19 protein-coding genes and 1 tRNA gene are annotated in these 20,010 nt (G+C 66.1%); 3 read left to right on the top strand and 17 right to left on the bottom strand.

Annotated elements, in window-relative coordinates:
- Nucleotides 1-123: 123 nt before the first annotated feature.
- The 9 genes from PCK14_RS09115 to eno all read right to left on the bottom strand — a co-directional run bounded on the left by PCK14_RS09115 (nt 124) and on the right by eno (nt 8,925).
- Nucleotides 124-966 carry a Bax inhibitor-1/YccA family protein gene (locus PCK14_RS09115; RefSeq protein WP_269938161.1) on the bottom strand — a complete coding sequence of 281 codons (843 nt, stop codon included), beginning with the start codon at nt 964-966 and terminating at the stop codon, nt 124-126.
- 173 nt (nt 967-1,139) lie between these two features.
- Nucleotides 1,140-1,215, bottom strand: a tRNA-Leu gene (locus PCK14_RS09110).
- A gap of 67 nt (nt 1,216-1,282) precedes the next feature.
- Nucleotides 1,283-1,783 (bottom strand): GNAT family N-acetyltransferase, encoded by a 501-nt coding sequence (locus PCK14_RS09105; protein ID WP_269938160.1) that lies wholly within the window; start codon nt 1,781-1,783, stop codon nt 1,283-1,285.
- A gap of 100 nt (nt 1,784-1,883) precedes the next feature.
- Entirely contained in the window at nt 1,884-3,326 is a 1,443-nt protein-coding gene (locus tag PCK14_RS09100) for an NAD(P)/FAD-dependent oxidoreductase (RefSeq protein ID WP_269938159.1), read from the bottom strand.
- A 104-nt stretch (nt 3,327-3,430) separates the two neighbouring features.
- The gene (locus PCK14_RS09095) at nt 3,431-4,906 is read right to left on the bottom strand and encodes a S8 family peptidase (RefSeq protein WP_269938158.1); all 1,476 of its coding nucleotides are present in this window, start codon (nt 4,904-4,906) and stop codon (nt 3,431-3,433) included.
- 31 nt (nt 4,907-4,937) lie between these two features.
- Nucleotides 4,938-5,894 (bottom strand): Ppx/GppA phosphatase family protein, encoded by a 957-nt coding sequence (locus PCK14_RS09090; RefSeq protein WP_269938157.1) that lies wholly within the window; start codon nt 5,892-5,894, stop codon nt 4,938-4,940.
- Nucleotides 5,895-5,898: 4 nt separating this feature from the next.
- Nucleotides 5,899-6,546: a DUF501 domain-containing protein gene (locus PCK14_RS09085; RefSeq protein ID WP_269938156.1), complete on the bottom strand. Its 648-nt coding sequence runs from the start codon at nt 6,544-6,546 to the stop codon at nt 5,899-5,901.
- 89 nt (nt 6,547-6,635) lie between these two features.
- Nucleotides 6,636-7,415 carry an FtsB family cell division protein gene (locus PCK14_RS09080; protein WP_269938155.1) on the bottom strand — a complete coding sequence of 260 codons (780 nt, stop codon included), beginning with the start codon at nt 7,413-7,415 and terminating at the stop codon, nt 6,636-6,638.
- A 229-nt stretch (nt 7,416-7,644) separates the two neighbouring features.
- Nucleotides 7,645-8,925, bottom strand: coding sequence for a phosphopyruvate hydratase (eno, locus tag PCK14_RS09075; RefSeq protein WP_269938154.1), 1,281 nt, complete (start codon nt 8,923-8,925; stop codon nt 7,645-7,647).
- 332 nt (nt 8,926-9,257) lie between these two features.
- Here eno and PCK14_RS09070 point away from each other — a divergent pair, with 332 nt between their 5' ends.
- Nucleotides 9,258-10,004: a PadR family transcriptional regulator gene (locus PCK14_RS09070; RefSeq protein WP_269938153.1), complete on the top strand. Its 747-nt coding sequence runs from the start codon at nt 9,258-9,260 to the stop codon at nt 10,002-10,004.
- A gap of 16 nt (nt 10,005-10,020) precedes the next feature.
- Here PCK14_RS09070 and PCK14_RS09065 read toward each other — a convergent pair whose 3' ends face one another.
- The 3 genes from PCK14_RS09065 to PCK14_RS09055 all read right to left on the bottom strand — a co-directional run bounded on the left by PCK14_RS09065 (nt 10,021) and on the right by PCK14_RS09055 (nt 12,961).
- Entirely contained in the window at nt 10,021-10,728 is a 708-nt protein-coding gene (locus tag PCK14_RS09065; protein WP_269938152.1) for a MazG nucleotide pyrophosphohydrolase domain-containing protein, read from the bottom strand.
- A gap of 23 nt (nt 10,729-10,751) precedes the next feature.
- Nucleotides 10,752-11,966, bottom strand: coding sequence for an adenosine deaminase (locus PCK14_RS09060; protein WP_269938151.1), 1,215 nt, complete (start codon nt 11,964-11,966; stop codon nt 10,752-10,754).
- Between the two features lie 122 nt (nt 11,967-12,088).
- Entirely contained in the window at nt 12,089-12,961 is an 873-nt protein-coding gene (locus PCK14_RS09055; protein ID WP_269938150.1) for a DedA family protein, read from the bottom strand.
- Between the two features lie 360 nt (nt 12,962-13,321).
- On the opposite strand from PCK14_RS09055, the gene PCK14_RS09050 reads away from it, so the two are divergent.
- Complete coding sequence (locus PCK14_RS09050; protein ID WP_269938149.1) at nt 13,322-13,558, top strand: hypothetical protein; 237 nt, start codon at nt 13,322-13,324, stop codon at nt 13,556-13,558.
- Between the two features lie 74 nt (nt 13,559-13,632).
- Entirely contained in the window at nt 13,633-13,998 is a 366-nt protein-coding gene (locus PCK14_RS09045; RefSeq protein WP_269938148.1) for an iron chaperone, read from the top strand.
- A gap of 65 nt (nt 13,999-14,063) precedes the next feature.
- Here PCK14_RS09045 and PCK14_RS09040 read toward each other — a convergent pair whose 3' ends face one another.
- From PCK14_RS09040 to PCK14_RS09020, 5 genes are read right to left on the bottom strand one after another with little or no spacing between them, the layout of a single operon-like run.
- On the bottom strand, nt 14,064-15,386 hold the full coding sequence (locus tag PCK14_RS09040; protein ID WP_269938147.1) for a thymidine phosphorylase: 1,323 nt from the start codon (nt 15,384-15,386) through the stop codon (nt 14,064-14,066).
- Between the two features lie 10 nt (nt 15,387-15,396).
- Nucleotides 15,397-15,813, bottom strand: coding sequence for a cytidine deaminase (locus PCK14_RS09035; protein WP_269938315.1), 417 nt, complete (start codon nt 15,811-15,813; stop codon nt 15,397-15,399).
- Between the two features lie 16 nt (nt 15,814-15,829).
- Entirely contained in the window at nt 15,830-17,125 is a 1,296-nt protein-coding gene (locus PCK14_RS09030) for an ABC transporter permease (RefSeq protein WP_269938146.1), read from the bottom strand.
- Nucleotides 17,122-18,375 carry an ABC transporter permease gene (locus PCK14_RS09025; RefSeq protein WP_269938145.1) on the bottom strand — a complete coding sequence of 418 codons (1,254 nt, stop codon included), beginning with the start codon at nt 18,373-18,375 and terminating at the stop codon, nt 17,122-17,124. The genes PCK14_RS09030 and PCK14_RS09025 overlap by 4 nt, the downstream gene beginning before the upstream one ends.
- Nucleotides 18,372-19,949, bottom strand: a complete 1,578-nt coding sequence (locus PCK14_RS09020) for an ABC transporter ATP-binding protein (protein ID WP_269938144.1) — start codon at nt 19,947-19,949, stop codon at nt 18,372-18,374. The genes PCK14_RS09025 and PCK14_RS09020 overlap by 4 nt, the downstream gene beginning before the upstream one ends.
- Nucleotides 19,950-20,010: the final 61 nt, after the last annotated feature.

Raw genomic sequence — 20,010 nt, 5'->3', positions numbered from 1 at the left:
TTCGCTAGTTTCGTTCATAGGGTGGTGCCGAAGTCATTGGCTCGCACCGAAATGCGGTGACATGCCAGCAGTGCCCGGTCCATGCGGGCCGGGCACTGCTGTGAACCAGAAGTTTTTCCAGGATTAGTCGTTGCCCCGGAGGATCGCCAGCAGGCGCAGGATCTCCACGTACAGCCACACGAGCGTCACTGTCAGGCCAAAGGCAGCCGTCCAGGAGTACTTGGTGGGCAGGCCGCGCTCGACACCCTGCTCGATGGAAGTGAAGTCCACGATCAGCGAGAAGGCTGCCAGGCCTATGGCCAGCAGGCCAATCACGACGCCGAAGGGGATGTTGGTTCCGGGGATGTCCATGCCGTTCATGCCCCACGGGGTGGTGGTGACGTTGAAGATCATGAGGAAGAAGTTCACCAGCGAGAACAGTGCGTAACCGCCCAGGGCGATCATGAAGAAGCGCGTCATCTTCGGGGTGGCGCGGACCTTGGCGTTGCGGAACAGAACCAGTGTCACCAGGAAAACGCTGAGCGTGCCCAGGAGGGCCTGGATGGCAATGCCCGGGAATTGCGCTTCAAGCACACCCGTCAGGGCACCAAGGAACATGCCCTCGAACACGGCGTAGGCCAGGATGAGTGCAGGCGAGGGTTCCTTCTTGAAGGAGTTCACCAGGCCAAGCACCAGGCCCACAATCATGCCCGGGAACAGGAGCACGGGAACGAACCAGCCCAGGGCGGCACCAACCAGCACCAAGCCAAGGGTCATGACGGTCTTCATGATGACGTCGTCGTACGTCATCCGGCCCGTCTGGTTGGCGTTGGCCGAGGGCTTGTTGTACAGGTCCTGCAGCTGCTGCGCTGAAAGCTGCGCCTGGGCGGCCATGGTGTCGGCACCGCCGTAGACGTTGCCGCGCGTGGCCGGGGTGTCCTTGAAGTTCTTGTTGTTCGCAAAAACCGGATTGCCACCAAGTGCCATGGTGCTGATGCCTCCAAGATAGGGGGTGGAAAAGTATTTTCAACTCTACCAATACAGACGCGCGGAACGGCGGAATTGTTCCCGCAGCCCAGCATTGTCAGCCCATTCCCAGCAAACATTCACTAAAACGTGGCTTTAACGGGCTAAAGCGACCACCCGGCTCTGACTTATTTTGGTACCCCCGGTCGGACTCGAACCGACACTGTACCGATTTTAAGTCGGTTGCCTCTGCCATTGGGCTACGGGGGCACTGCCGGAAGGACCTCCGGCTCCGGTCAACATTACTGGACGCTGCGGCCCCGGAGGAAACTGCCCCCTACAGGCTGTTGAACGGTTCGGCGTACCTGAAACGGCCGTGGCTGCCGGACACGTGGGCGGCCAGCGGCAGCGCCATGAAGTGCGAGCCCCACGACGGGTCCGGCGAGGTGATGCCCAGGGAATCGGCCGGCACAAAACCAAACCGCGGGTAGTACTCGGTGCTGCCCAGCAGAACCAGGGTGGACTCCCCCATCAGGTTTGCCGCATCAATCGTGGCGCGCATGAGGGCGGAACCCACACCCTGCCGCTGGTAGGCGGGCAGCACGGCGATGGGGCCCAGGCCCAGGGACTTGGACTCCCCCACCCAGCCGCGGGTGGTGATGACGTGACCAATGATCTCGCCCTGCTCCGTCTCCGCCACGAGCGACAGTTCAGGAATGTACTCGCGGGCGGCAAACAGCTCCCGGAGCAGCCTGGCCTCGACGGGCTCGGGAAACGCGGCCTGAACCACAGCCAGGATTTCGGGCCGGTCTGCAGGCGTTTCACGTCGAATGATCATGGCCCCAGTCTACTGGCGCAGACATCTTCCTTGCCCTTAACGGCCGACGGCGGCCCGCCCCGCAATGGGGAGGGCCGCCGTCGTGCGTGGTGAAGTGGCGCTACTTGGCGTTGGCTTCTTCCTTGGCTTCAGCCTTGGGGGCTTCGGCGGCAGGCGCCTCAGCCGGCTTGGCAGCAGGCTTCGGGGCCGGGGTGGCTGCCGTGACGAACGCGCGGCGCGGGTTGTCAAGGAATTCCAGCTGGGCCAGGTCGCGGCCGGCGAAGAAGGCCACGAACCAGTCCATGAGCACGCGGAACTTGCGCTCCACGGTGGGCATGGCCAGGCCGTGGTAGCCGCGGTGCATCAGCCAGGCCAGGGGGCCCTTGAGCTGGACGCCCATGACCTTGGCAACGCCCTTCCACTCGCCGAAGCCGGCAACGGCACCCAGGTTCTTGTGCTTGTAGCCGGTCAGCGGCTTGTTGAAGCGGCTGGCCCACAGGTTCTTTGCAAGGCGCTTGGCCTGGCGCAGGGCGTGCTGGGCGTTAGGGACGCAGGTGCCGTCCGGCAGGCCGCCGGTGACATCCGGAACAGCTGCGACGTCGCCGGCAGCCCAGGCGTTCGGGATGACACCGAATTCGCCGTTGATCTGCAGGTTGACGTTGACCGAGACGCGGCCGCGGGGCTCGAGCGGGAAGTCGGTGGAGCGGACCATCGGGTTGGCCATGACGCCGGCCGTCCAGATGAGGGTGTCAGCATCAAATTCCTGCGCAACGGACTTGTCCGGCAGGTTGATGAGCTTGAGGTTGTTGTTCTCGGCGTTGTCCAGCGACGTGTTCAAAAGAACTTCGACGCCGCGGCTGCGCAGGTGCTCCACAACCCACAGTGCCTGCTTCTCGGTGACCTCGGGCATGATGCGGCCCATGGCCTCAACCAGGACGAAGCGCAGTTCGGACTGCTCCACGCGGTTGTTGAGCTTGACGGCGGCGCGGGCCATGTCCTCGAGCTCGGCGATGGTCTCGATGCCGGCGAAGCCGCCACCAACCACAACGAACGTCAGGTGGCGCTTGCGCAGCTCGGGATCGGTCTCCGTGGAGGCCAGCTCGATGAGGGAGAGAACCTGGTTGCGCAGGGCAACGGCCTCTTCAATGGTCTTCAGGCCGATGCCGGCTTCGGCCAGGCCCTTGATGGGGAAGGTGCGGGTTACGGCACCGGCTGCGATGACCACGTCGTGGTACGCCAGCTCGATCGGGGCGCCACCGTCAACCGGGGCAATGACTGCCGTGCGGTTTTCGTGGTCGATGTTGGTCACGGAACCCTGGATGAGCTCGGTGTCCTTCAGGTGCATGCGGTGCGAGACCACTGCGTGGCGGGCTTCGATGTTGCCGCCGGCCACCTCGGGCAGGAACGGCTGGTACGTCATGTAGGGCAGGGGATCAACGAGGGTGACGATGCCACCGGACTTCGCGATCTTCTTCTGCAGTTTAAGCGCCGTGTAGAAGCCGACGTAGCCGCCGCCAACTACGAGGACGCGCGGTCGTGCTGAAAAGGTGGGAGTGATTGCCATGGCTCCATAATACCGCTCTTTGTGAAAACATTCACTAGCCTGTTACTCGACGGCGTAACGGTCTTGCGCCGCCCCGCCCGGCAGGCGGCGGGGCAGGCGCGCCACTAGTGTTTGTGGCCCGTTTTCCGGTGGCCGGGCGTCCCGGGCTCCTTCGCCGCGGAGTCACCGGATTCAGCATTGTCTGCCCCCGGGCTGGCCGGCACGGCCTTGGCGTCCGGGCTGACCGGCATGGGACCCGTCTCGGGGTCGACTGCGGCACCCGCCAGCCGTCGCCGCGCAACGACCAGGTGGGCAGTGCCGCCTGCCGCCACGAGCACCAGCAGGCCCAGCGAGCCCAGCACCAGCGCCGGCGGGAGCGGCCCGCTGGCCTGCGCCATGGCAATGGGCACGGGCGCCGCGGCATCGACCAAGGTCGGCCTCGGCTGCGGGACGGTGGTGGGTGGGGTGCCATTGACGGCCGGAGGCGTGACGACGCCGCGGCGGTGGACGTGGATCCAGTCGGCGATGCTGCCCAGCGGGTTGGCCTTGACCTCCGGCACGTCGGCCGTCAGGGCGGCCTCGGCGTCGAGAATTCCATATCCGTAGATGGCGTTGGGCGTCCCCTCGCCCTTGGGCTTCGCCGTGCTGATGATCCGGTTGATGACCTGGGCCGCACTCATGTCCGGGTACTTGGAGCGGATCAGGGCAGCGACTCCGGCCACGATGGGCGTGGCGCCGCTGGTGCCGTTCCACTGGGCGTATCCCCCGCCCGGCAGGCCGCCGGCCAGGTCCTCGGCCGGCGCACTGACGCCAATGCTGATGCCCTGCGAGGAGGAATCCACGCTGGCAGCGCCGTCCTTGTCCAGTCCGCCAACCGCCAGGACACCGGGGATGGTGGCCGGCGCACCGACCTGTTCGCTGCCGGACTTGCGGTTGCCGGCGGCGGCCACAATGACCACGTCCTTGGCTTCCGCGTAGGCGAAGGCATCGTCCCAGCTCTGCGGCCAGGACGTGGAGGTGCTGCCCAGGGACATGTTGATGACCTCGGCGCCATGGTCCACGGCCCATTTCACGGCGGCGGGAATCTGATCGTCAACGTTCTTGCCGGCCGGGTTCTCACTGCCCAGCCACACGGAAACGCTCAACAGTTCCGCCTTGGGGGCCACGCCGATGACGCCGTCCGGGCCGGCGCCGGGAGCCGGCTTGGCCGTGCTCGTGGCGCCCTTGCTGGGCGAGGCGGTGCTGTTGCTGTGGCCGCGGCCTGCCAGCATGGTGGCCACGAGGGTGCCGTGCTCGGGTTCGGCACCAATCCCCTTGCTGCCGTCGGAATTGCCTGCCCCGGACATGTCGGTGCCGCCGGCAATGGCGCCCTTGAGGTCCTTGTGGGACTTGTCGATGCCGCTGTCGATGATGGCAACTTTGACGCCTTCACCCTGCGATTGTGCCCAGGCTTTTTTGATGCCGCTTTGGTCCAGCCAGTACTCGCGGCCGCGGATGTCGTCGGCGTGCGCCGCGGGGGCAGCCACCACGGCAAGCGAGCCTGCCAGGGCAAGTGCCAGCAACGCGGCGCCGATCGACTGCAACCGTGGGACCAGCAACATCAAGGCTCTCTTCCGGTGGGGTGTCTGGAACTCAGCGATGCGCTGCGCCCAGGGCAATTCCGTCAAGAATATCGTGTTCGCTGGTGGTTGCCGATTCGAGCCGGCCGTCCGTGAGGGCCGCAAGGCGCCGCAGCACGGTGCGCCAGATGAGTGCACCGGCGCCAATCACATCCACCCGGCCGGGGTGCATGAAGCCCAGCGCGGCCCGTTCGTCACGGCTCATGGCCAGCAGTTCGCTTGCCGCGGCGTCCATCTTTTCAAGCGGCACGACGGCGGCATGAATCGACTCTCGCTGGTAGCTCGCCAAACCGAGGGCGTGGGCCGTGATGGTGGTGACCGTGCCGGCAACGCCCACCACGTTGTCCACTGTGTCCAGCGGCAGCACCGCCTGGACCTCGTCCAACTTTTCGACAATGGCGGCCTCGGCCGCGGCGATTTCAGCCGCCGTGGGCGGGTCGGATCGCAGGTAGCGCTCGGTGAAGCGGACGCAGCCCATGTCGGTGCTGAGCCCGCCCGTGACGCCGGCGGAGCTGCCCATGACAAATTCGGTGCTTCCGCCGCCCAGGTCCACCACAAGGACGTTGCGGCCCTCGGCGGGCGGCAACACGCTGGCGGCGCCCGCGTAGGAAAGCGCGGCTTCCTCGTTCCCGCTGACTACCTCGGGCTCGATGCCCAGGCGCGACTTGATGCCGGCGGCAAACACGTCGCGGTTGCCGGCATCCCGGGTGGCACTGGTGGCCACAAAGCGGATGCGCTCTGCCCCGGATTCGCGGATCAGCGCGGCGTAGTCGTCGACTGCGGCGAAGGTGCGCACAAGCGCCTCCTCGGCCAGCATTCCTGTGACATCCACGCCCTGACCGAGCCGGACCACGCGCATTTCGCGGTGCACGTCGGTGAGCTGCTGCGCACCGTTGTCCCCGACGGGGACAACGTCTGCGATGAGCAGGCGGATGGAGTTGGTTCCGCAGTCAATGGCTGCCACGCGCATGGGTTCAGCTCCCCTGCTGGTTCAGGTGCTTGACGTGGCGGCTGAGGTCCTTGTTGGGGACGGGGGCCGAATCATCCCAGGCGCCCTCACAGGTGCAGGTCTCGGCGGTCCACCACGGCGAGACGGCGGCAAGTGCCTCGTCGCCCAGGGGGTTGACGCCGGGTCCGGCCGCCAGCGAGTGCCCGATCAGCACGTGGAGGCACTTGACGCGGGTGGGCATGCCGCCGGCGGAGATGCCGGAGATCTCCGGGACGGGGCCTGTGCCCGCACGCTCGCCAATGGCTTCCCGCGCGGCAATGTAGCTTTCGTGGGCCTTCTGGTACTGGGCGGCCAGCTCGGTGTCGGTGCCGAGGCGGTCGGTCATCTCGTTCATGAGCCCGGCTGCCTCGAGGCGGGAGGCGGCGGCCGTCAGCACGGGGTGCGTCAGGTAGTAGGTGGTGGGGAACGGGATCCCGTTGCTCAGGCGCGGGGCCGTGGCGGCGACGAGCGGGTTTCCGCAGACGCAGCGGGCAGGAATTTCCACGACGTCGCGGACCGGCCGGTTGAGCTGGCGGCTGAGCGTGTCCAGGTCGTGCTGCGTGGGGGTGCGGTTCGCGGCGGTGGACTGGCTGCTCACGGGCCCGCCGGGGGCGGAGCTTTCGGTTGCGGGCACGGGATGGCCTTTCTTGGATCTGTCTGTCATGCACCGGCGATGGGGCCGGTTCAACCAGCCATTTTAGCGTGCCGGGGAGGGGTGAACTGTCAGGGTGCGGGCTCGGTGGCGGGTGCCGGGGAGGCCGGCGCTGATGCCGGAGCTGTGGGCGCCGGCGGTTTGGCCTGCACCTGTGCCGACTTCTGCACCGCGTCCCACAGGCTTTCAACCCAGGGCTCCACGGTGATGGAACTCGCGTTTTTGGCGGTCGCGGCGCTGGCGGCCGCTGCCTTTGCCGCCTCCACGGAATTACCGGTTTCCGGGATGCCTTCAACGCCGTTGGCACCGTAGACCCAGTAGCCTGTTTCGCCCGGCATGAGCATGCTCACCCGGTCGCGTGCCTGTTGCTTGATGTACGCGGGGTCGTCCCAACGGGCCAGCTCGGACTTGTAGGCGCCCTGCTGGATCTCCTTGGCGGCAATGTCCTCGCGGAGGGCCGAAATTTCTGCGCGTTGTTCCAGGAAGGTGTGGACGTTGGGGGCCAGGAGCAATGTAACGGCACCCATGGCCAGGCCCAGCACCAGCAGCCGGCCGGAGAATGAGCGTGCCGGAACGGGGCTGTTGCCCGCGGCATGGATGACGCCGTCCTCGTGGCTGCGGCCAAGCGGCGCGGAGGCCGGGCGGCGTTCCTTGGCCTTGCCGTCCTTGCCGTTGCCCGGCTTCGCGGCTTTCCCGGTGCCGGGCTGACCACCGCCAACGGTGGGGTCGGCGGACGGGCCGGGTTCCGGCGTCGTGCCCGGGACAGCTGATTCCTTGGCGGGCTTTCCCGCGGCGCTGCTGATGCCGGCGGCGAACTGGGCTTTAGGCACTGAGGGCCGTCGTGTGGCCATGCTTCTCCTAAGAACTTCTGCCGGCAGCTGCGTGCCGGCGCTGGTGCAACTCCACGCCCGGAAACCATATCGCAGCGATGGCCGGGTTTTGGCCAACGCTATCGCAGCTCCCTGACAGTTTGGCGAATCCTTGAGGCAGCTGTGCGCCCGGTGCTTAAAAGCAAGAAGCCGCGGAAGCCGGCCGGGTGTGTGTTCCACCTTAGCCAGCCTCCGCGGCTTGGAGCGCTATTTAGCCCTTGAAACGCGGGAAGGCGCTGCGGCCTGCGTAGCGTGCTGCGTCGTCGAGTTCCTCTTCGATGCGCAGGAGCTGGTTGTACTTGGCAACGCGCTCGGAGCGGGCCGGGGCACCGGTCTTGATCTGGCCTGCGTTGGTGGCAACGCAGATGTCAGCAATGGTGGTGTCCTCGGTCTCGCCGGAGCGGTGCGAGGTGATGGTGGTGTAGCCGGCGCGCTGGGCCATGGACACTGCGTCCAGGGTCTCGGTGAGCGAACCGATCTGGTTGACCTTCACGAGCAGCGAGTTGGCGGTTGCCGCCTCGATGCCGCGGGAGAGGCGCTCGGGGTTGGTGACGAACAGGTCATCGCCAACGATCTGGACCTTGTCGCCAATGGCGTCGGTCAGGGTCTTCCAGCCTTCCCAGTCGTCCTCATCCAGGGGATCCTCGATGGAGACCAGCGGGTAGTCGGCAACGAGCTCTGCGTAGTACGCGCTCATGTCGGCGGCGGAGAGTGCCTTGCCTTCGAACTGGTAGGCGCCGTCCTTGAAGAACTCGGAGGAGGCAACGTCCAGGGCCAGGGCAACGTCCTTGCCGGGCTCGTAGCCTGCGCGCTTGATGGCTTCCAGGATCAGGTCCAGGGCAGCACGGTTGGACGGGAGGTTCGGTGCGAAGCCGCCCTCGTCGCCCAGGCCGGTGGAGAGGCCCTTTTCCTGCAGCACGGCCTTGAGGTTGTGGTAGACCTCAACGCCCCAGCGCAGGCCCTCGGAGAAGGTTGCAGCGCCGAGCGGGACAACCATGAATTCCTGGATGTCGACGTCGGAGTCGGCGTGCGAGCCGCCGTTGAGGATGTTCATCAGCGGCACGGGCAGGACGTGCGCGTTGGGGCCGCCCAGGTAGCGGTACAGCGGCAGGCCGGCGGACTCGGCTGCGGCGCTGGCCACGGCCAGGGAGACGCCGAGGATCGCGTTGGCGCCCAGCTTGCCCTTGTTGGGGGTGGCGTCCAGTTCGATCATCATGGCATCGATCATGCGCTGGTCGGTGGCGTCGACGCCCTCGAGCTCGGGGGCGATGACTTCCAGGACAGCCTCGACTGCCTGCAGGACACCCTTGCCCTGGTAACGGCCCTTGTCGCCGTCACGGAGCTCCACTGCCTCAAAAGCACCGGTGGATGCGCCGGAGGGAACGCCTGCGCGGCCCATGGCACCGTCCGTCAGGAGAACCTCAACCTCAACGGTCGGGTTTCCGCGGGAATCCAGAATTTCGCGTGCATGAATGGCTTCAATAAGTGCCACGTATTGCTCCTAATAGTCAGCTTTGTGTAGTAAATGTCGACCACGCTGTCGCCTCAATCGTAGCCGACGGGGTGACGGGGCACTCATTGCTACGCCCTGGGCCGCAATCCGGGCCGCAACACGGGTCCCGTGCAGAAATTTCCGGGCCACCCCTTGTCAAGACGAATATAGCGATATATCGTTAACTATCGCGATGTTCCGATCGCGTCTGTGAATCCAGCAGCGGCAGCCTCCAGTGCTCCCCGCATCCGGCCCGGCAGCGCCAATCATTCTTCGATTCCCGCCCCGGACCCCAACACCAACAACTTCTTTTACGAACAGGCAAGAAAACCATGAACAACTTCACTTTTCCCCAGGAACCACGCAAATCCGGCCGCCGCCCGCACGGGCTGCGCCGCCACCACGAGGGCCACTCCCCCACCGGCAACGGCGACTTTGAGGGCCCCAGCAAGGATTGGACACCGGATGAAGGCCGCGGCCGCAGGGGCTTTGGCCCCGGCGGGCCGGGGTTCGGGCGCGGCGGCTTTGGCCCCGGCTTCGGCGGCCCCGGCGGTCCGGGATTCGGCGGCCCCGGCGGCTTTGGCCCGGGCCCAGGCGGGCCACGCGGGCCCGGCTTCCGGGCCGGATTTGGCCGCGGCGGGCGGGTGCGCAAGGGCAATGTCCGCAGCGCCATCCTCTCGCTGCTGAGCCAGCACAGCTACAACGGCTACGGCATGATCGGTGCCATCGCGGCACACACGGACGGCGCCTGGCGCCCGAGTCCCGGCTCGATTTACCCGGCGCTGGCCGCCCTCCAGTCCGAAGGCCTGATCGAGGCTTCGGGCGATGGCAAGCGCACTGAATTTGCCCTGACCGAGGCCGGCAAGGCCTATGTGGCCGAGAATGTCCAGGAAATGGCGCAGGTCTGGGCCGACGTCAACCAGGAGGCTGGGGCCGGAACGGAGCTGCGCCTGGCCATGGGCAAGCTCGCCGGTGCGGTTGAGCAGATTGGCCTGGCCGGCACCGAGGAACAGCTCACCACGGCCACGGAGGCGCTGGACACTGCCCGCCGCACCATTTACAAGCTGTTGGCGGACTGACGCCCAGCAGCCGAAATCAGGCGCGGTCCTGGAACTCCCGCACGGCGGCCCGCAGGGCCCGCTCTGCGTCCAGGCCGCGCCTTTCTGCCTGCAGCACGACGCCGAACAGCACCTTTCCGAGCTCGTCTTCCGAATCGATGGGGCCGGCAGCGGCACCTTCGGTTTCGGCCCTGCCGGTTTCGGGAATGCCAAGTCCGGCCCGCTGGGCACGCTCCACGGACTTTTGGGCCATGGCCAGGGCGGGCAGCGATGCGGCAATGCCGGCGAACGGGCTGTCCGGCGCGGCAACCCCCTCAGTCCCGCTGGCGGCGGCCCGCTCTTCGGCCTTGATCCGTTCCCAGGTGGCCTCGATTTCGGCCAGGGATGCGGGGAAACTGTCCTGCAGGGTCCCGTCGGGACGGAACACGTGCGGGCTGCGCCGGATCATTTTCTCGCTGAGCCCGCGCGCCACATCGGCCAAGTTGAAGCTGCCCGCCTCCTCCGCGAGTCGGGCGTGGAGCACCACCTGCAGCAGGATGTCGCCGAGTTCCCCGGCGATGTCTTCGCCGTGGCCCGATTCAATGGCCTCGATGAGCTCGTGCGATTCCTCCAGCAGGTAGGTGGTGAGGGAATCGTGGGTCAGCGCCGCCGTCCACAGGCAGTGTTCGCGCAGGGCGGCTATGACGCCGACAAGGCGGGCCACCTCCAGCTCTGTGGAGGTGGCCCGCCCGTCGTTGCCGTTCATGTTTGCCTGATTCAAGCTGCGGATCAGCCCTGGTCGGTGTCGTCCAGGTCGGATTCGTCGAACGCCTCGAACTCCTCGGAGTCCTCGAACTCTTCCATGTCCTCCATGACGTCCTCGTAGTGCTCAATGATGAAGTCGGCCAGCTTTTCGCGGGACTCAATGGGCAGGAACGATGCGTGGACGGCGTTGAGCGTGAACTCCAGGACCGTGTCCAGGCCGTAGCCGAACGTCTCCACGAGCAGCCCGAACTCGCCCGTCAGCGTCACGCCGCTCATGAGGCGGTTGTCGGTGTTGACAGTGACGTTGAAGCCCAGCTGGTACAGCAGGTCGATCGGGTGCTCGGAAATGGTGGTGCCGAACTGGGCAATGGCCCCGGTCTGCAGGTTGGAGGAGGGGCACAGCTCCAGCGGAATCTGGCGGTCACGGACCCACTGGGCCAGGTCGCCCAGGGTGACCGTGCCGACGTCGCGCCCGTCTTCCTCCTGGACATCCAGGTGGATGTCCTCGGCGATGCGCACGCCGTGGCCCAGGCGCAGGGCGCGGCCGTGGACCAGTGCGTCCTGGATGCTCTCGAGACCGGCGGCCTCGCCGGCGTGGACCGTTGCGGGGAAGTTGTTCTCGGCCAGGTAGGTGAAGGCCTCGGTGAAGCGCGAGGGCAGGAAGCCGTTTTCGGCGCCGGCGATGTCGAAGCCCACCACGCCATTGTCGCGGTGGCGCACTGCCAGCTGGGCAATTTCGGAGCCGCGGTCGGCGTGGCGCATCGCGGTGACCAGCTGGCCCACCTCAATGTAGCCGCCGGCCTCGTCCACGAGGTCCATGCCCTCCTCCAGGCCTTCCTGGACGGCCTCGACAACCTCGTCGAGCGTGAGTCCAGCGGTCAAGTGCTGTTCGGGGGCCCAGCGCACCTCGCCGTAGACCACGCCGTCTTCAGCCAGGTCCTCGACGAATTCGCGGGCCACGCGCACCAGGGCGTCGTGGGTCTGCATGACGGCGATGGTGTGGTCAAAGGTTTCCAGGTAGCGCTCGAGCGAGCCGGAATTGGCCGACTCCTGGAACCAGGCGCGCAGCTCCTCGGCGTCGGTGGCGGGCAGTTCGTGGCCCACCTCCGCGGCGAGGTCAATGATGGTTTGGGGACGCAAACCGCCGTCCAGATGGTCATGAAGGGATACCTTGGGCAGCGATTTGAGGTCCACCACGGGGATGGACGGGGCTGCTGTCTCTGAAGTTGGGTTAGTCACAAACCCACTCTAGGGATGAGTCCGGCCGTGCGCTAGTTGTCCCGCGAACGGTTGGGCTCCGTGGCAACGGCCGGGCCGGGCCGCGCGGGCAGCGGCAGCAACGCCGCAGCCCGTGTTGGACCCTACGCGGCGGGGCCGGCCTGGGAATATCCGACGCCGGGCGCGCCGGCAGGTGCCTGGGTGGCGTTCGCCGTGGGCGCAGCAGCCGGGGCCGGTGCGGCCCCCTCCGGGGCGGTTGCGGCGGCTTCTTCCGGTGCCGGGCGTTCGGCGGCGAGGCGTTCGGCGGCGAGACGCTCGGCCGCCGCTGCCGCCTGCACTGCGGCGGCATGCTGTGCGGCCACAAGGCCCGGTTCGGGACGCGGCGCCAGCTTGCCGCGCTTCTCGAGTGCGTGGTGCAGCAGTTTCATCGCGTGGTCCACGACGAAGCCAATCACAATGGCAAAGGTGATGGCGATGCCCACGCCCAGCAGCGGGTTGTCATGGACCCACCGGCCGGCGAAGGTGCCAACGGCCACCGAGTATCCGGCCCAGGTGACCACGGCGATGCCGTCCAGGATGACAAAGCGCCGCCACGGGAAGTAGGTGGCACCGGCCGTGAAGTTGACGGCGATGCGGCCGATCGGAATGTAGCGGGCAGTGAAGATCAAGATGGCGCCGCGTTTTTCCAGTTCCTTGCCGGCCCAGGCGAATGCCTTGGCCCCGCGGGGCCGGCGCATCCAGCGGAACCGTGTGGTGCCCAGGCTGCGGCCCATGAAGTAGGCAATGTTGTCGCCAATGATTGCGCCAATGGACGCCCCAAGGATCAGCAGCCAAATGTTCGGCAGGCCGGTGCGGGTGGCAATTGAGGCCAGGGCAACAATGGCCGTCTCGCTGGGCAGGAACAGGAAGAAGCCGTCGATCAGGCAGAAAAGGCTGACCAGCGGAATGACCCACCATTGGGCAGCGGAATGCTCGATCAAAACGTTTAGCTGATCGACGATGTGCAAAAAATCCACCCTCGGCGTTTCCTCTCCTGTGGTGGTTGTCTCAGCTTAGTTTCCCACGTGTGTGGGCATGGCTGCATCCACCCGCAGGACTAGATCGAAAGCGCGCTTGTGCAACCTTCGTCGGGGAGGCCCGGAAGGCCCGCGGGATTGGCTCGATCCGCTCTGGCTTGATTCGGGTTCCGCATCAAGTAGTCCTCGGCATTGTTGGCTGCACCTGTTAGTTTCAAAGGGTCGCAGCGGTCACTACGGGAGCGGGTGGGTGCAGTTTTCACGAGTCACAAGGATGCAAATGCCGGACGCCAGCCGCGTCCTTGGATCCACCTGCTGTGGGCGCTTCCGATTCCCGTGTTTGTGAGCTTGGTGCTGCTGGTGAGTGCACTGTGGGAATTCTGCGGTATCAACGGATGCACCGGGGCCGGATACGGCATCAGCCGCGATGTGGGCGGCACGATTGGCAAGCTTGCCCCGATTCCATTCCTGATCGGGCTGCCCGTCTTCGTCGTTCCCTGGTGGCCCAACCGCCGGGTCAGGGCAGTTGCGGCGCTCCTGGCCGGCGTTGCCTTCGCAGCATTGGGCTTCGCGATTCTTCTCTGCTTGGCCTCATGACTGCGGGACACCATAAGTTCAACGTGGAACCCACCAGCGGCGAGCCGGAACTTACAGAGAGTTATGCTCATGCCATGGCTGAAAAAGCGAAAAGCGTCGAAGAATATCTCAATGCGCTCGACCCCGCGAACCGGGCAGAACTCGAACGGATCCGCGCGCTGGTAAAGCAGCTCGTGCCGGACGTTGAAGAGTCCATAAGCTACGGGATGCCGACGCTCAAATACAAGAACCGGGCGTTGGTGTACTTCACCGCGTCCAAGAAGCACATGAGCTTCTACCCCTCCTCATGGGCAATCCAGGAGCTGAAGGACCGGCTCAAGGACTATGCGACCACAGAACACGCGATCCAATTCACCTTGGACAAGCCCCTGCCCAGCGGCCTCGTCGAAGACCTTGTTCGCGTGCATGTGCGTGAAATTGACGCCAACAGGCAGAAGTAGTCCCCGACGCCGCATGTTGTGGTGCGGCGTCGGGGAAAAGGGGACGTTGTGTGATGCGGCGTCGCTTAGGCGATGCGGTCGATGATGAGCTGGTTGGCCGGGCGGGAACCCTCCGGGGCGATGGTGACGGCGCCTTCAAGTGCCTCCCTGGCCCGCTCGAACTTCTCTGGGGTGTCCGTCAGCAGCGTCATGAGCGGCTCGCCGGCGCGCACCACGGCGCCGGGCTTGGCATGCATGCGCACGCCGGCCCCGGCCTGGACAATGTCCTCCTTGCGGGCACGGCCGGCGCCTAGTCGCCATGCGGCCACTCCCACGGCCATGGCGTCCAGGCCCACGAGCACGCCGTCGGCCGGGGCGTAGAAGGTTTCCGACTCCTTCGCCACGGGCAGTGCCGCATCGGGGTCGCCGCCCTGGGCGGAAATCATGCGCCGCCACACGTCCATGGCGCGCCCATCCTTCAGGGCAGCCGCGGGGTCGGCGCCGTGGATCCCGGCGGCCTCCAGCATCTCCTCGGCGAGCTTGACCGTCAGCTCCACCACGTCTTCCGGGCCGCCGCCGGCCAGCACCTCCACGGACTCCTCAACCTCAATGGCGTTGCCGGCCGTCAGGCCCAGCGGCGTGGACATGTCGGTCAGCAGCGCCACGGTGTTCACGCCGGCGTCCTTGCCCAGGGCCACCATGGTCTGGGCCAGTTCGCGGGCCATGTCAATGTTCTTCATGAAGGCACCCGAACCCACCTTGACGTCAAGCACCAGCGCCCCGGTGCCCTCGGCAATCTTCTTGCTCATGATGGAGGAAGCGATGAGCGGGATGGCCTCGACCGTGCCGGTGACATCGCGCAGGGCGTACAGCTTCTTGTCGGCCGGGGCCAGCCCGGCGCCGGCGGCGCAGATCACGGCGCCCACCTCGGAGAGCTGTCGCATCATCTCCTCGTTGCTCAGGCTGGCGCGCCAGCCGGGAATGGCCTCGAGCTTGTCCAGGGTGCCGCCCGTGTGGCCCAGTCCCCTGCCGGAAAGCTGCGGCACGGCCGCACCAAAGACAGCAACCAGGGGCGCCAGGGGCAGGGTGATCTTGTCGCCCACCCCTCCCGTGGAGTGCTTGTCAGTGGTGGCCATGGCCGCCCCGGCCGGGGTGCGAAGCCCGGAGAAGTCCATGCGCTCCCCCGAGGCAATCATGGCCGCCGTCCACTGGGAGATCTCCGCCCTGTCCATGCCGTTGAGCAGGATCGCCATGTTCAGTGCAGCCATCTGCTCGTCGGCAATGGTTCCGCGCGTGTACGCGTCAATGGTCCAGGTAATCTGCTCGGGGCTCAGCGTGCCCTTGTCCCGCTTGGTCCTGATGATGTCCACGGCGTCAAAGGCCGGGCCGGTGTAGGCTGCACGGTTCATGAGTGTTTCCCTATTCCTTAGGTGGCGTGGCTGCGGTGCGGTCCAGGTCGCGGGGCCCGAAGGCGTCCGGGAGAACCTGGTCCATGGTTTTCACGCCGGAGGACGTCATGATGCGCGTCCCCGCCGTGCTGAATTCGAACAGTAGCTGGCGGCAGCGCCCGCACGGCATGAGGATGGCACCCTGGCCATCCACGCAGTAGAACTCCGTGATGAGGCCGCCGCCGTTCATGCGGGCCGCCCCGACCATGGTGCATTCGGCGCACAGCGTCAGCCCGTAGCTGGCGTTCTCCACGTTGCAGCCGGTGACGATGCTGCCGTCCTCAAGGCGTGCCGCGGCACCCACGGGGAAATGCGAATACGGCGCGTACGCATGGGCGAGTGCCGCGGTGGCGGCCAGGCGCAGTGGCTCCCAGCCGCCGTCGGACATGTCAGTTTCCACGCAACTACTCCTTGACGTAGGGTTCGCCGTCGGCCGCGGGGGCCATGGCCTTGCCCACGAACCCGGACACGGCCAGGATGGTCAGCGCGTATGGCAGCATGGCCAGGAACTGCCCGTCGATGGGCGTGCCAGCCAGCGACAGGATGGACTGCAGGTTGCCGGCCACGCCGAACAGCAGGGCCGCCAGGGCCGCGCCGATCGGGTTCCAGCGGCCAAAGATCAGCGCCGCCAGGGCAATGAAGCCCAGGCCGCCTGTCATGTCCTTGCTGAAGCTGCTGACGGCAACCAGCGTGAAGTAGGCGCCACCAATGCCGGCCACGGCGCCGCCGGCCAGCACGTTCATGACACGGGTGCGGTTGACGTTGATGCCCACGGTGTCGGCGGCCTTGGGGTGCTCGCCCACGGCACGCACGCGCAGGCCCCAGCGGGTGCGGAACAAGCCAAACCAGAGAGCCACTACAAGCACCAGCATGAAGTAGCCAATGAGCGACTGCCGGAACAAGGTGGGCCCGATGATGGGGATTTCCGACAGCACCGGGATGGGCAGGTTGGGCAGGTGCGCGGGCTGGTTGTAGATGGTCTCGCCGTTGACCTTGGTCTTCATGACCTTTTCAAACAGGAAGCCCGTCAGGCCGGAGACCAGCACGTTCAACACCACGCCGACGATAATCTGGTTGACCACGTACTTGATGCTGAACAGGGCCAACATGGCCGAGACGGCAACACCGGCCACGGCCGCGGCAAGCAACCCGGCAAAGGCGTTGTGCGTGATGGAGGCAACCAGGGCCGCTGTGAACGCTCCGGCCAGCAGCTGGCCCTCAATGGCAATGTTGACCACGCCGGCACGCTCCGAGAGCACACCGGACATGGAACCGAACACGAGAGGGGTAGTGATGAGCATGGCACCCGTGAACAGGCCCACGAGCGTGATGTTCTGCGACGTGGTGCCGCCGATGATCCACACCATGATGCCCACCACGAACGCCACGGCGAAGGTCATGATGACCCACTTGGCGATCTTGCCGGTGGCCTTGGTCTGCCGCCAGGACAGGTAGGCCAGCCCCACGCAGATGATGGAGACGATCACGCCGATGGCCTTGGAGGGCAATACGAGGTCCGGGACCTGCCAGGCGTCCCCGTCCTGGGAGATGCGGAACGTTGCCGTGCCGCTGGGGCCCAGCAGGATGAAGACAACGACGGCGAACAGGGCCAGGACGCCGAGCAGGATGGGCAGCTTCCAGCTGCGGACGGCTACGGCGTCGGAGACGTGGGGCGCCTCTCCCTTGGCTGTGATGCTCATGCTGCTACTCCTTCACGGCTGACGGCCTTGATCCGGAAGATGGAGCGGATCAGCGGCGGGGCGGCGATGAACAACACGATCAGCGACTGGACCACCGCCACAATGTCAATGGAAACGTCGGCGTTGACGGCCATGGAGGTGCCGCCTGCCTTGAACGCGCCGAACAGGATGGCGGCAAAGAACGTCCCCCAGGGTTTGGAGCGTCCCAGCAGCGCCACGGTGATGGCGTCAAAGCCGATGCTGCCGGCAATGTCGGCATCAAGTATTTTTTCCGTTCCGGCCAGCTGGGTCACGCCGGCCAGGCCGGCCAGGGCGCCGGAGATCAGCATGACGGTGATGTAGCCGCGGGAGACGTTCATGCCGGCGGTGCGGGCTGCGCGCGGGTTGGCGCCGATGGCCCGGAATTCAAAGCCCATGGTGGAACGGTTCAGCAGCCAGGACACGCCAATCACGGCCAGCACGGCCAGTATCAGCCCTGCGTGGACGCGGAAGTTCGGGCCAAGGAGCAGCGGGAACATGGCACTCTCGTGCATGCGCGGGCTGATGGGGTTGCTGCTGTTGGGGTCGCGCAGCTGGTTTTTGAGCAGGTACAGGACCAGGGAAACGGCGATGTAGTTGAGCATGATCGTCACGATCACCTCGTGGGCGCCTGTGCGGGCCTTCAGGAATCCGGCGATGCCGCCCCACAGCGCGCCGCCCAATGCGCCGGCCAGGATGACGGCAATGAGATGGATGCCCGGGGGCAGCTCGATGAGGAATCCGACGACGCCGGCAAAGGTGGCACCGAGGATGATCTGGCCCTTGGCACCAATGTTGAACAGTCCCACCCGGAAGGCGAGCGTCACGGCCAGGCCGGAGAGGATCAGCGGGGTAGCGAAGGTCAGGGTCTCAAAGATGCCTAGCCGGCCCTGCCAGGTGCGGGCGTTGGGGTCATAGGTTGCCCCGCGCAGCAGCGCCCCGTAGGCGTCCGAGACGGAGGCCCAGATGGCCTTGAATGTTGCGCTGGGGTCGCCAAAGAAGTAGCCGAATGCCGTGGTCACCCGGGGATCGGTGACGGCAATGAGGATGCCGCCGATCACGAGGGCCACCACAACGGCCAGGACGGAGATCATGGCGTTGCCGCTCATGATCTCGCGCACCAACTGGGTGCCGTTGCTTTCCTTGGCCGCCTTGGCCGGGCCTTCCTTGGCCGGCGGTGCCGGCGGTGCCGGGGTTTCCCCGGCTGGCTTGTTCATGTCCGCCTCGCTCATGGCTGCACCCCTTCGCCGCTGTCTGCCCCGGTGGTGCCGGGGTCCTGCTGTGAGTCCATTTGTTCCTGTGCTTCTGCCGCGGGGAGCCCGGCCATCATGAGGCCGAGCAGTGCGCGGCTCGATTTTCCGGGGACGATGCCCATGAGCCGGCCCGCAAAGAGCACGGCTATCCGGTCTGCGAGTTCCAAGACCTCGTCGAGTTCAGTGGAGACGATCACCACGGGGGTGCCGGCATCCCGTTCGGCCACGATGCGTTTGTGCAGGAACTCAATGGATCCAACGTCCACGCCGCGGGTTGGCTGGGAGGCAATGAAGAGTTTCAGGGGGCGGGACAGTTCCCGCGCCAGCACCACTTTTTGCTGGTTTCCGCCGGAGAGGGTGTCGGCGGCGTCCTGGGACGACTGTGCCCGGACATCGTATTCGGCCACCTTCTCCACCGCATTTTTGGCAATGACGGAGCGGTTCAAGGTTCCGCCACGCGAGTAGGGTGCGTGCTTGTACAGGTCCAGGACCAGGTTCTCGGCGATGGAGAACTCGCCAACCAGGCCATCGTCCTGCCGGTCCTCGGGGACAAAGCCGACGCCCGAGTCCAGGACCTGGCGGACAGTGCGGCCCACCAGTTCCTTGCCCTCGAGGGTGATGGAGCCGAGCACATGCTTGTGCAGGCCCAGCACGGCTTCCGTCAGCTCGGTCTGGCCATTGCCCTGCACACCGGCGACGGCGAGGATCTCGCCCTTGGCCACGCTCAGGGTGACGTCGTCCAGGAGGCGGTGCCCGGCGTCGTTCATGACTGTGAGGTTGTTGACCTTGAAGGTGACCTCGCCGGGGGTGGCGTCGGCCTTGTTCAGGTTCAGGTTCACGGCGCGGCCCACCATGAGGGCGGCCAGTTCCGTGGTGGAGGCAGAGGGCAGGGCCGAGCCCACCACCTTGCCGCGGCGGATCACTGTGATGGTGTCCGAGATGGCCTTGACCTCGCGCAGCTTGTGCGAGATGAAGACGATGGAGGTGCCGCCGTCGCGCAGCTGGCCCATGATGTCCATGAGCTCGTCGGTTTCCTGCGGCGTGAGCACGGCTGTGGGCTCATCCAGGATCAGGATCTTGGAGTTGCGGACCAGGGCCTTGATGATTTCCACGCGCTGCTGGACGCCCACGGGGAGATCCTCCACGAGCGCGTCGGGGTCAACGTCGAAGCCGAACTTGGTCGAGATTTCGCGGATCCGCTTGCGCGTTTCCTCGAGGTTGAGGACTCCGCCAAAGGTGGTGGATTCGGCGCCAAGCGCCACGTTCTCGGCCACGGTGAAGACAGGGACCAGCATGAAGTGCTGGTGCACCATGCCAATTCCTGCGGCCATGGCGTCCGAGGGCCCGGAGAAGCGAACAGGCTTGTCATCGACGAGGATCTCGCCGGCCGTGGGCTCGTAGAGGCCGTACAGCACGTTCATGAGGGTGGACTTGCCCGCACCGTTCTCCCCCAGGAGGCTGTGGATCTGCCCGGATTCGACCACCAGGTCGATGTGGTCGTTCGCCACCAGCGTGCCAAAGCTCTTGGTGATGCCCCGAAGTTCTAGTTTCAACGTTTAGCCCGTCGTGAGGATTGTTGGTTCGAAAAGCTGCAGAACGGGCGCTGCGGGCCGC

This window comes from Arthrobacter sp. HY1533 (assembly GCF_027568515.1).
Taxonomy (GTDB): Bacteria; Actinomycetota; Actinomycetes; order Actinomycetales; family Micrococcaceae; genus Specibacter.
Note: the sequence above shows the minus strand (reverse complement) of the source record. Positions and strands in the feature narration are given on the sequence as shown.